The organism is Ferrimonas senticii DSM 18821, from assembly GCF_000422665.1.
Taxonomy (GTDB): domain Bacteria; phylum Pseudomonadota; class Gammaproteobacteria; order Enterobacterales; family Shewanellaceae; genus Ferrimonas; species Ferrimonas senticii.
In genome coordinates this window covers 655,086-667,255 of the sequence record NZ_AUGM01000001.1, presented here as the reverse complement: position 1 = coordinate 667,255, position 12,170 = coordinate 655,086, and the positions used below count along the sequence as shown (strand labels likewise).

The 12,170-nt window shown below is 51.6% G+C and carries 11 protein-coding genes; 4 read left to right on the top strand and 7 right to left on the bottom strand.

Annotation, left to right across the window (positions count from 1 at the left end):
• Positions 1–57: 57 nt before the first annotated feature.
• Positions 58–1,044, bottom strand: coding sequence for a GlxA family transcriptional regulator (locus G506_RS0103050; RefSeq protein WP_028115594.1), 987 nt, complete (start codon positions 1,042–1,044; stop codon positions 58–60).
• A gap of 107 nt (positions 1,045–1,151) precedes the next feature.
• Between G506_RS0103050 and G506_RS0103045 the strand changes: the two genes are divergently transcribed.
• Positions 1,152–2,948 carry an acyl-CoA dehydrogenase gene (locus G506_RS0103045; RefSeq protein WP_205619456.1) on the top strand — a complete coding sequence of 599 codons (1,797 nt, stop codon included), beginning with the start codon at positions 1,152–1,154 and terminating at the stop codon, positions 2,946–2,948.
• A 66-nt stretch (positions 2,949–3,014) separates the two neighbouring features.
• On the opposite strand, the gene G506_RS18595 is transcribed toward G506_RS0103045, so the two are convergent.
• The 5 genes from G506_RS18595 to pyrB all read right to left on the bottom strand — a co-directional run bounded on the left by G506_RS18595 (position 3,015) and on the right by pyrB (position 6,716).
• Positions 3,015–3,560 carry a metal-dependent hydrolase gene (locus G506_RS18595; RefSeq protein WP_051201848.1) on the bottom strand — a complete coding sequence of 182 codons (546 nt, stop codon included), beginning with the start codon at positions 3,558–3,560 and terminating at the stop codon, positions 3,015–3,017.
• A gap of 189 nt (positions 3,561–3,749) precedes the next feature.
• Positions 3,750–4,730, bottom strand: a complete 981-nt coding sequence (gene acuI, locus G506_RS0103035; protein ID WP_028115592.1) for an acrylyl-CoA reductase (NADPH) — start codon at positions 4,728–4,730, stop codon at positions 3,750–3,752.
• 131 nt (positions 4,731–4,861) lie between these two features.
• A complete protein-coding gene (locus G506_RS0103030) occupies positions 4,862–5,263 on the bottom strand; it encodes an MmcQ/YjbR family DNA-binding protein (protein WP_028115591.1) in 402 nt (133 codons plus the stop codon).
• A 70-nt stretch (positions 5,264–5,333) separates the two neighbouring features.
• A complete protein-coding gene (pyrI, locus tag G506_RS0103025; protein WP_028115590.1) occupies positions 5,334–5,789 on the bottom strand; it encodes an aspartate carbamoyltransferase regulatory subunit in 456 nt (151 codons plus the stop codon).
• Between the two features lie 3 nt (positions 5,790–5,792).
• The gene (gene pyrB, locus G506_RS0103020; RefSeq protein ID WP_028115589.1) at positions 5,793–6,716 is read right to left on the bottom strand and encodes an aspartate carbamoyltransferase; all 924 of its coding nucleotides are present in this window, start codon (positions 6,714–6,716) and stop codon (positions 5,793–5,795) included.
• Positions 6,717–7,433: 717 nt separating this feature from the next.
• Between pyrB and G506_RS0103015 the strand changes: the two genes are divergently transcribed.
• The 3 genes from G506_RS0103015 (at position 7,434) to ybaK (ending at position 11,382) form a co-directional block, all read left to right on the top strand.
• On the top strand, positions 7,434–9,989 hold the full coding sequence (locus tag G506_RS0103015) for a TonB-dependent receptor plug domain-containing protein (protein WP_028115588.1): 2,556 nt from the start codon (positions 7,434–7,436) through the stop codon (positions 9,987–9,989).
• A gap of 154 nt (positions 9,990–10,143) precedes the next feature.
• Positions 10,144–10,908 (top strand): DeoR/GlpR family DNA-binding transcription regulator, encoded by a 765-nt coding sequence (locus G506_RS0103010; RefSeq protein WP_028115587.1) that lies wholly within the window; start codon positions 10,144–10,146, stop codon positions 10,906–10,908.
• Positions 10,909–11,382: a Cys-tRNA(Pro) deacylase gene (gene ybaK / locus G506_RS0103005; RefSeq protein WP_028115586.1), complete on the top strand. Its 474-nt coding sequence runs from the start codon at positions 10,909–10,911 to the stop codon at positions 11,380–11,382.
• A gap of 311 nt (positions 11,383–11,693) precedes the next feature.
• Here ybaK and G506_RS0103000 read toward each other — a convergent pair whose 3' ends face one another.
• Complete coding sequence (locus G506_RS0103000; protein WP_028115585.1) at positions 11,694–12,107, bottom strand: TOBE domain-containing protein; 414 nt, start codon at positions 12,105–12,107, stop codon at positions 11,694–11,696.
• Between the last annotated feature and the right edge of the window lie 63 nt (positions 12,108–12,170).

Genomic DNA, 12,170 nt, shown 5'->3' with positions numbered 1-12,170 from the left:
GTTTGAGGTGCATCAACTTCGAATCGCAGTCGCCATTGATTGGGTAAAGAATTTGCCCTAAGCGCGAAATTTTCTACCAAAACGTTTGCGATATTCGGTTGGCGTCGCACCGGTGTATTGGCGAAATAGTCGCCTGAATGAACTGGCATCCTCGTAGCCAACGGCGTTCATCACTTGTTCGACGGTTTGGCTGGTTTGCTCTAAGCGTTTGCGTGCTGATTCAATTCTCAGTGATTGAATATAGCCATTTGGGGCGATGTTTAAGGCGTGGTTGAAGCGGCGGATCAGGGTGCGTTTGGAGACGTTAAATTGGCGGGCAAGATCATCCAGATTTTGTGGCTCGGCAAAGTGATTATCCAAGTGCCGCTGAATTTGGTGCACTAGCGGATCCTTGTGCGGCTTGGCCAGCTTCATCAGCGAATAGCTTTGTTGACTGTCGCGATGATAATCCAAGACAAAGGCTTTGGCGGTTTCCAGCGCGGTTTCGTAGCCATAGGCTTGTTCAATCAAGTGCAGCGCCAGATCAAACCACGCTTGGCCGCCGCCGGCGCTGAATAGGTTGTCGTCGCGGGTTAGCATCAATTGCGGTTGCAGTTCGACCTGCGGATAGCGCTGGCGAAACAGTTGTTCATAGCCCCAATGAGTGGTCGCTTGGCGACCGTCTAATACACCCGCTTCGGCTAACAGAAAATTGCCGGTGCAGTTGGCGGCAATAAGCCAATTGTGCTGATGAGCGTGACGGATCACCGCCAGTAATTTGGGATTGTGTGCCAGCACATCGGGAATGTGGCCACCGATGGTCGGGATCACAATGGCGTCGGGCTCGGCGATATCAGCGAAAGCGATATGAGCATTAAGGTCTATGCCGTTGATGCAGCGGATTGGACCGCCATCTTTACTGGCGATCTGTACCTGAAATTTCGGCTCTGGCGTTTGGTTTTGCAGGCGATTCCAACTGATCCCCGTCAGCGAGAGCAGATCAACCACCCCGGCGATGGCGCTAGAGAGCGCCTTATCAAAGCCTAACACCACCACGTTTAACATTACCGCTCCTTGGCAATTATTCCTCGTTGGCTGTCCATAATGACAATCACCAGCGTCGATGCAAAGGGGGATACTGACAGGCAATCGTCAATTAGCGTAAACCAAGGATGACCATGTCGGAATTTATCAGCCGCCGCGAACTGCAATTTATCTTGGACGACCTGTTAGAGGTTGAACAACTCACCAAGCTGGCCCCCTTTAGTGATCACGATGGCACCACTTTTAATGAGGTGATCGACAGCGCCATGCGCATTGCCAGTGATCACTTTGCCAATCACTACAAGCTGGCGGATGAACAGGAACCGACCCACAACGATGGCCAGGTAACTACCTTGGCGGCGCTTAAAAGCGCGTGGCAGCACTATCGTGACGCCGGTTTTTTAAGTGCCGATGTTGCCGCCGAACATGGCGGTGCGCAGTTGCCTTACACCATCACTGCGGCGGTCGGTAGCATCTTTGCTGCCGCCAATGTGGCGTCGGCGGCGTATCCGTTTTTAACCAGTGCCGCCGCTAAGGTGATTGTAAATTTTGGCAGCGATCAGCAGCGCCAACAGTTTGCCGAGCCGATGCTGGCGGGGCAGTTCTCCGGCACCATGGCATTGACCGAACCGGACGTTGGGTCATCCCTTGGGGATCTGACTACTAAAGCGACCCCGCACAGCGACGGCAGTTACCGGATCAAGGGCAACAAAATTTACATCTCCGCCGGTGAACATGACCTTACCGATAACATTGTCCATTTGGTGCTGGCACGGATCGAAGGCGCGCCGGCGGGCACCAAAGGCATTTCGCTGTTTATCGTGCCTAAGTTTTTATTGGATCCGCAGGGGCAGCCGAGCAAGCGCAATGATGTTCAGTTGGCTGGGCTGCTGCATAAGATGGGCTACCGTGGCACCAGTTCAACCGCACTCAGCTTTGGCGAAAACGATGATTGCGTCGGCTATCTGCTTGGCGAACCGCATCAAGGCCTTAAGTACATGTTCCAGATGATGAATGAGGCACGGATCTTTGTTGGCATTGGGGCGGCGGCGCTCGGCTATCGGGGTTATCTGGAATCGCTGGATTACGCCAAACAGCGGCCGCAGGGGCGGGCGCCTACCAATCTCGACCCAACTTCAACGCCGGTGGCGATCATCGAACACTGTGACGTTAAGCGGATGCTGCTGGCGCAAAAAGCTTACAGCGAAGGGTCGTTGGCGCTGACGCTGTATGCCGCCACTTTGGTGGATCGCGCTGAGGCTGGCGAAGATCCCGAGGCGGCGCAGTTGCTGGATCTGCTGACTCCGGTGGTTAAGAGCTTCCCCAGCATTTATGGCCTGAAAAGTAACGATCTGGCGATCCAAGTGCTGGGCGGCGCGGGTTACACCCGCGAATACAACGTCGAGCAACTGTACCGCGACAATCGTTTAAATCGGATCCATGAAGGCACCGATGGCATTCAGTCGTTGGACCTGCTCGGGCGTAAGCTTTGGCAACATCGTGGCCAAGGGCTCGCGCTATTGATGGCCCAGTTTCAACAAACCGTGGCGGCGGCCGAGCACTTTCCTGAACTGGCGTCATTGCGACAAGGGTTTGCCCAGCATCTGTTAACCGTCAGTGGCGTGATTGAACAGTTTGCCGGGGCGATGCAAGCGGGCGAGGCTGCCAAGGTGCTGGATAATTCGGCGCTGTTTTTGGATATGTTCAGCAAAACCGTGGTGGCGTGGATCTGGCTAAAATCCGCCGAGTGTGCCCAGCGCCGCTATGGTGGCAGTGAGGATCGCCAACAGCGGCAATGGTTGGCTGGTAAACTGCAAGCCGCCAAATACTTCATCGACTGGGAATTGCCAGAGGTAGAGCATCAAGCGCGTTTATTACGTGGTTACAACGACAGTTGTGCGGCGATGCAGCCCGAATGGTTTTAAGTCCGACTGGTTTTAAGCCCGAGATGCAGACTGGATCCGGCAGTGGCCGGATCCCTTATGCAGTACCTATATTGGCAAAGCTCGGCTGAATGCAGCGTGCAAATCTGTAAGCAGCGCATCTGGCAGTAAACCGACCGACAACAGCAGCACCACCAGCACTCCGGTAATGCCGCGCTCATAGAGGTCATTGCTGGCCAGCGGCAGCTTGAATTTAACCACCACCGGCAGCAGCACCGGTACCCCAGCAGGAGTAAACATATCGGCGATGATGTGACTGCTCCAACCAATCGCTAGTGGCAGCAACCACGACAACGGCAGCGGTTGTTGCAGTAGTTCAAAGGCGATGACTACTGACAACGGCAGCAGCAGTGAATGGGTGAAGCCACGATGGCCAAATAGCCAATGAACCGCGTGGCTTAATCCTGGCAAGCAGCGGCCCATCTTCGATGTCGGAGTATCCAGATCCGGCAGCAAGCCGCCAAGCCAGCACAGCAACAAGCCGCCGGCGTAACCAAGAGGTCCAGCGAAGGGAGCAGCGAGGTCACCGGGAAGGTAAGGCGCTGCGGCCACCCAACTGGCGATAGCAATTGCCGCATGGTGGCGACCGTTCATGGATTTAACTCGGCAGGGCGTAAAATGGGTTGGGGATTTTACGTGCTAGAGTCGCTAAGAGGAAAGGCTTATTGTTCGACGCGATTTTGAGTGGCGTTTATTTGTGCAACAAAAATGCCCCGCATCGGCGGGGCATTGCTGTGTTCGAGTTGTGTTGGCGCTTACCGCTTAACGACTACTTAAACACGACTATAGCTTGACGATTACGCGACCAGTCACTTGACCGTTGGTGATCGCTTCGGCGTACTCTGGCACCTGTTCCAGGGTGATGGTCTCACAAGCGTCGTTGTAGAACGACTCTGGCAGCAGTTCAATCAGCTTGCTCCATGCTTGCTGACGTACCTCAGTTGGGCACATCACTGAATCTACGCCTTGCAGACGGACATTACGCAGAATGAAAGGCATCACAGTGGTCGGCAGCGCAAAACCACCGGCCAGACCACAAGCGGCCACGACGCCGTTGTAGTTCATCTGGGATAGCGCATTGGCCAGTACCTTGTCACCAACAGTATCAACCATGCCGGCCCAGCGGCTCTTATCCAGCGGACGACCTTCACCATTCAGTTCGCTGCGATCGATCACCTCGTTCGCGCCCAGCTCTTTCAGCAGCGGCGCGTTCTGTTCGATGCGGCCGGTCAGGGCAGTGACGGAGTAACCCAGTTTTGCCAGCAGGGTTACCGCGACAGAACCAACGCCGCCGGACGCACCGGACACCAGAATATCACCGCTTTCTGGGGTTACGCCGCCGTCGATCAGTGCTTGCACACACAGCATCGCGGTTAGACCCGCAGTGCCAATCGCCATCGCTTTGTGGCTGCCACAGTTCTCTGGCATCGCTACCAGCCAATCGCCTTTGACCCGGGCTTGTTGCGCCATGCCGCCCCAGTGGCGTTCACCAACACCCCAGCCAGTCAGAATGACATGTTGGCCGACGGTGTAACGCGGATCGGCAGATTCCAGCACGGTACCGGCGAAATCGATACCTGGTACCATCGGGAAATCACGAATGATCTTGCCCTTGCCGGTGATCGCCAAACCATCTTTGTAGTTCAGCGACGAGCGTTCCACTTGGATCAGAACATCGCCGGCCGGCAGAGCGTCGGCAGTGATGCCGTTGATGGCGGCAACGGTGGCTTTACCCTCTTGGGTGAGCTGCAGTGCTTTAAACATGGTGAGTTTCCTTTTGAGTGTATGCAATGACTCTAGCCTAGGATGGCAGTGGCGAGAATGACATTAGCCAAAGGTTTTTGTGGGCTGGGAGCTAACTCACATCTGGATGCGAATGGACTGTTAGCTTTGGCTTATTCTGGCTTTGATTCCAACGGTTTACCTTGGTGGATCTGCTGTAAGTTAACGTGCGTCCGCTGTTTTTTCGGTAACGCTGCGATCACCAATTGATAGGAGTGGTCAATCATTCGTTGGATCTCGCCCGCTGGCACCGTGCCATCGAGGATCACCGTATTCCAGTGAGTTTTGTTCATATGGTAGCCGGCTATTACCGCAGGGAAGATATCCCGCAGGATCTGCGCTTGGTGCGGATCGCACTTCAGGTTAAGCCACGGATGTTCGCTAATGTAGCCTTGGCTCAGCAGGGCAAACATCTTGCCGCCAACTTTGTAGACCTCGACACCGCCACCAAACGGGTGACTTAACTCACTGCCAACTAAGTTCGCCAGAAAGTCATTGGTTTGTTGTCTATCCATCGGTTGGGTTCCTTTGCAAATAACTACGCCCAGACGATGCTGGGCGTAAATCAACCAAGATGCAATTGGCCTAGTTCAATTCGCTGAACAGCTCGACGTTAAAGCTTTTTTCGCAGTACTGGCATTTCAGCTTGGGCGCTTGGTCGCTTTGTTTTACGTAAAAGCGCGTCTTCGCCGGCTGATGATTGGTGATGCAGTTGCTGTTTGGACAGGCTAACACCTCATCAATCGCTTCTGGCAATTCAACGTGGTACTTGCTGATCACCTCAAAGTTGGCGATCTGATTGATGGTGGCGCTGCTGGCGAACAGCGCCAGTTGGTCGGCCTGTTCTTTGGTAAAAGTGGTGTTTTCTACCTTAATCAGATCTTTGGTGCCGTTTTCGCCGCTGCGCAGATTTAAGCCAACGGTGATCCGTTCGCCATTGGTGGTTAACTGGAAGAACTTAAGGATCCGCACCCCCATGCCCGCAGGAATGTGATCGATGACAGTGCCATGCTCAATGGCTTCAACTTGCAGTTTATTCATCGGTTACAGCTCCTCAGTCATAACCAGCGCCAGCAGTGCTTGGCGGGCGTACACGCCATTTTCGGCCTGCTGGAAGTAATAGGCATACGGGGTGGCATCGACGTCGGTGGTGATTTCATCAACCCGAGGCAGTGGATGCAGGATCCGCAGGTTTGGTTTGACCTCTGTCAGCATATCGGCAGAGAGCACAAACTTGGATTTCATGTGCTGATATTCGGTCGGATCGAAGCGCTCTTTTTGGACGCGGGTCATATACAGCACGTCGATCTCTGCCAGAATCGCTTCCAGATCGTCACTGCTGCGGTAGCTGATACCGGCGCTGTCGAGCTCTTCGCAGATGTACGCTGGCATCTGCAATGGTTCTGGGGCAACAAAGATAAATTCACAGCCAAAACGTGCCAGAGCTTGAGTCAGCGAATGCACGGTGCGACCGTACTTAAGATCGCCAACCATCGCCACCTTTAGCCCCTCTAAGGTGCCTTGGGTTTCGTAGATCGAAAACAGGTCCAGCAGAGTTTGAGTGGGGTGCTGGTTGGCACCATCACCGCCGTTCACTACCGGAATGTTGGTGTGCATGCTGGCTAGGCGCGCAGCGCCCTCTTGCGGGTGACGCATCACAAACGCGTCAGCATAAGAGCCAATCACTTCGACCGAATCGGCCAGAGTCTCGCCTTTTTGCGCCAGCGAGGTATTGCCGCCGGAATCGAAACCGATAACGCTGCCGCCTAAGCGTAGCACCGCCGTTTCAAAGGACAGGCGAGTACGGGTAGAGGCTTCAAAGAAGCAGCTGGCGACGACTTTGCCAGCAAGCAGTGATGGCCGTGGTGTTGTTTTAATTGATTCGGCGGTGGCAACGATCAACTCCATTTCGCTGCGAGTCAGATCGCTGATAGAGATGATGTCTTTTTGATACAGAGGGTTTGTCATGCTGGATCCCTTAAGGTCGGCAGCTACCGAATGTGTCTGCTGGCCAGACACAGCCGGAATCGAAATATATCAGTTTTGAATGACTTAAGGGTGAGAATTCGCGGGCATTAATGCGCAAAAGCACAAAAAAGTATCGAAGCTGCCAGTTGCCCAAGGACAATCAGCTTGTTTGCCTGTGGATCAGTCGTCGATAGCCGTTTGTCGCTGCTGGATAAAGTTCGACCGAGATTATTGCTGTATTAACTAGTGAGTTATTTGTAACAGCGAGCAGCTATTGTTAGTGGCAGAGGATAACTGATCTTCGCCAGCAACATACTTGACTAAATAACTCAACAATTACTTATGGGCTGACAATCTGACATCCAAAAATTGGCAATGATGTGACTTGGTAGCAATTTAACTAGCATGAGTATGAAAAAAAATTAAATAGTCATCGGTGAGTTGAGTTGCGTTCGCGAAATTAAATTGCTGCTTTGTTTTGCCGATTTAATAGGCTTAGCTGGCAATGGTTGCAACTTTGAGTGAAGCTTTGATTTGTTATTTAACATGCTGCTAACATTTGTCCTGGTTGATTATTAAACGACGATCTTGACTTGCGATTTTGTTGCGATAATTATCCTTGTTGTGAACGCAATGTTGCGCTCGCTTTTAATAAAAATTAACTCGCTGCATCAAAACGTAAAGTTAACAGAAGACAGTGGGGCAAGGAGCAAAATGATGGCTATGGAATCGTCAGTATCCAAGGCAGTACGCCAGAGTTTAATTTATTCCTCGATCACCGCCGTGGCGCTCAGCACAGGCGGCTTCGCTGTAGCAGCGGAAGAGGGTGCGGATGTAGAACGAATTGAAGTAACGGGTTCACGTATCAAACGCGCCGATATGGAAACCGCTAGTCCGGTGACTGTTATTGATGCAAGTAGCATTAAGGCAGAAGGTTACACCTCGATCGATGAAGTGTTACAAAATCAGCCTGCGATGGCCGGTTTAGCAGTTGGTTCAACCACAAACAATGGTGCCGATGGGGTTGCACAGGTCGATTTGCGCGGAATGGGAGCAAATCGTACGTTGGTGCTGTTAAATGGTCGTCGGATGGTAAATTCGGGCTCTGGCGCCGATTCTGCTGTGGATCTGAATGCCATTCCGGTAGCGATGATTCAGCGTATTGAAGTATTAAAAGATGGTGCTTCTGCGGTATATGGCTCAGATGCGATTGCAGGTGTGGTGAACATCATCACTAAGCGCGATTTTGAAGGGTTTAATATCGATATCGCCGGTGACATGACCGGTGATAGCGATGGTGAAAACATAGAATTTTCAGGGTTGTACGGTGCAAACACCGAAAAGGGTAACTACACCGTAGGCTTCTCGTACACGGATCGCCGCACTGTCAGTCAAGCCGATCGTGACTGGGTCGAACCGGGCGCATCTTCCTTTGTTCCTGGTGGAACTTTAGGTGGTTATGTTCCTAATGCTGATGGTTCATGGAGCGAGCGAGACTTTGGCTACGATTACACCGAAACCAGTTATCTACAGACTCCAAGCACCAAATACAGTTTATTTGCCAACATGGTGCATGAGTTTGATAACGAGGTGGTGTTTACCGCTGATGCGCTTTATACCCGTCGCGAATCCAAGCAGCAGATGGCCCCCCAACCAGCTAACGTCATGTTAAACGTTTGTGGGGAAGCCGACAGCGACGGTGTTGTACATGTTAAGCCAAATTGCATTGATCGACCTGCAGGACTTCCCGCAGCGGTTGAAGTGGATGATGAGGGACGATTGAATTACCGCCGTCGTATGGTCGAAGTTGGTCCGAGGATCTTCGAGCAAGAGACTGATACCATGCGTGTATCTGCGGCGTTGGCTGGTTATCTCGACATCAATACTGGGATGGACTGGGAGCTGTCCTATACCTACGGTCGCAATCGCGCCGATACCTACGTTCGCAATTCTGTTAATGCTGCTAATCTCATCGACTCTATTTACCAGAATTCCGCTGATTGGTTTACCGGTAACCCTGATGATATTGCGCAATATGTCGATGACATCTCTTACCTTGAGGACTCCACCGGCGGCAATGATCAGCATGTGGTCGCTGGGGTGCTAAGCGGTGAATTGTTTGAGTTGTCAGCCGGGGCTATTGGCTTCGCGATCGGTGCCGAATATCGTTTCGAAGAGGGTTACTTTACGCCAGATCCAGTAATTCAGGCTGGCGAAGGTACTGCTTCCCAGCAAGATCCGACCGATGGTGACTACGATGTTATCTCGCTCTACCAAGAGATATCGATCCCGTTCACAGAAAAGCTGTTAGGTGAATTTGCACTGCGTTATGACGAATACAGTACTTTTGGTAAAGCGACAACTTGGAAAGTAGGGTTAACCTACGAAGCGACTGACGATTTAATGTTGCGTACTGTAGTGGCAACTGGCTTCCGCGCGCCAAACGTATCGGAGTTGTTCGGTGGTAACGTTGGCTCTTATGAATATTTAACTGACCCATGGGGCGAATCACCTGACCCACAAATCTTAGTGAATTGGACCTCCGATCCCGACCTTGATGCCGAAGAGTCAGAGTCATTTACCTTAGGTGCGGTTTATTCACCTAGTGCGATTGATGGCTTGTCGTTCACCGTAGACTACTGGGCGTTTAAGATTGACGACGCCATTGCCCGCCGTGATGTTCAGCAAGGTTTATACGACTGTAAGGCTGGCGATACTGCCGCATGTGAAACGTTTAATATTATCGTTAATGGCGATTCACGGGACCTTACCGGTTTAACCAATGCATTAACTAACGTCGGAACTCAAGATACTAGTGGTATCGATTTCAACGTGTTCTATCAGTTCGAAGGGTTAGGGCTGGAATGGTCGGTTAATAATGACCTAACCCATCTGTTAGAATTTGAACAGGATGGTAATGATTATACCGGTAAGATCAGTGGCGTTTACGGCGCTTATGCTGAGTGGAAAAATCAGTTGAGCGTTACAGCAAGTCATGATGACTACTCGTTTACTTACAGTAACCGTTATATTGGTTCGATGGATAACTATCGCTCAGAAACCGTATCTGAAAAGATCGATAGCATCATGTACCACAACGTGTCTGGTACCTTCTTTATCAATGATAACTTCAGTACCACACTTGGCATTCGTAACCTGACTGATGAGGATCCATTGATGATCCCGTACAACAGTAAGGATGCGGGTACTATTCCTGAGGTCTATGAGACCATTGGCCGAGTGTACTTTGCCAGCGTTAATATGCAGTTCTGATAGTGCCTAAAGCGATATAGATAAGCCGGTTAGTTCTCTAACCGGCTTTTTTTATCGATTTGACATAGCTTTAGTTTGGCAATTGCTGTGATCGCGTTAAAATCTCGCTTTTGCAGCATTGGCGATGAATTGCCGAATAGATATAGGAGAGACCATGATCCCAGCTGAACGACAACGCGTCATCTTAAGCATGCTTGAGGACAAGGAGATCTGCACCATCGGTGAGTTGACCGAGATGTTGCAGGTGTCCCATATGACCGTGCGCCGGGATATCGCCAAACTGGAAGAGAAGGGCCGAGTGTTTTCGGTGGCCGGTGGTGTGCAGCGAATTGAAACCGTGCGCCACGAAACCAACCACAAAATTAAGAGCACCCAGAATCTCGATATCAAGCTGGCATTGGGCCGCGCCTGTGGCGGACTAGTGCCGCCGCATTCGACCGTGTACCTTGATGCCGGTACTACCATTATGGAAGTGGCTCGGGCGATTGCCCATCGCGACGATATTTTGGTGGTGACCAACGATATGTTTATCGCCGACTTTCTGGCTGAACACGGTAAATGCGAACACTACCTAACCGGCGGAAAGGTCGATCGCGACAATCACTCTTGCGTTGGTGACATGGCGGCGTCGTTTGTGTCGCGTTTGAATGTCGATGTGGCGTTCCTGTCTGCCAGTTGCTGGGATCGCCGCGGGATCTCTAGCCCAAGTGAAGCCAAAGTGATGGTTAAAAAAGCCCTGTCGGCGGTATCCAAACAAAATATCTTGGTGGTCGATTCCAGTAAATTTGGCCGTTCTGGCAGCTTTCTGGCGATGGAAAACCATGAGTTCGATATGGTGGTGACCGATCAGGGATTGCCGGAAAGTTACAAAGAGCTGCTGGCGCAAGCGGATGTTGAATTGACTGAGGTGGTTGTCTAAATGACCCCAGCGATCACCGCAGCGAAAAAAGCCAAAGTTAACTTTGTTACCCATCAGTATCAGCACGATCCCAATGCGGCGTCTTTCGGTGAAGAGGCGGCGCAGCTACTCGGACAACTGCCACAGCGGGTATTTAAAACGCTGTTGGCGAGCGATGATAGCGGCAAGCTATACGTTGCCGTGGTGCCGGTATCGGGACAACTAGATTTGCGGGCACTGGCCAAAGCGGTTGCTGCCAAAAAGCTGGCGATGGCAAAGCCAGATATGGCAGAAAAAGCCACCGGTTATGTGGTTGGCGGCATCAGCCCATTAGGTCAGAAAAAACGCTTGCCACTGGTATTGGATAGCAGTGCGCTCGGCTTTGACACCATCTTTGTCTCTGCGGGTCGTCGCGGGTTAGAGATTGAGTTGGCGGCAACAGATCTACTAAAACTGACAGGTGGCAAAGCCGCTGATATTGGCCGCGCCGATTAAACGACGTCGCTAGGGCGTGTTGACGTTTGGTGTTCAGAATTTGGTCGAGGATAGCGGTTGTCAATCGAGGATTGCGATTGAAGGCATAGTGGCTCTACGTCGAAATCGTATGACGAAGAGTGACAGCCGCTAGTCCGACCCTGCAAGGCGCCCCTTAGTGAGCACTAAACAGCAACATTCACCAACAAAGATCAATTTGCTGTCAAAAATAGTCATTAATGGGCGCAAAAATATACAGCAAAGGTCAACACGCCCTAATAAACAAAAATGCCCAGCAAGTGCTGGGCATTGTCGTTTCTTAGACGTGCTAATTAAGCCGCTAGGATAACGGAAGAGGCTTTAACCACTACGGTTGCCGCTTGGCCAGCAGTCAGTGACAGAGACTGGCTGGAAGCTTTGGTGATGATCGCTACGAATTCGCAATCGCCGATGGTTACGGTCACTTCGTCGTTAACTTCACCGGATACCACCTTAGCTACGGTGCCGGTGAACACGTTGCGAGCGCTCATGCGCAGAGCATCGGTGGCAATCATTACGTCAGAGGCTTTGATCAGTGCCAGTGCGTCTTTGCCTTCGGCCAGTTCCAAACGCTCGATAGATTGGTTAGTGATAACCGCAGTGATCTGCACTTGCTCGTTGATGGTCAGTGCAACTTCGCTGTTTACTGCGCCTTTATTGATTGCAGCGATTTGACCGGCGAATTGGTTACGGCAGCTGATTTTCATGATTTAGCCTTAAATAAATAGGGTGACAACGGAGCGGCAAGCTTAGACAGCATCGGCGATAAA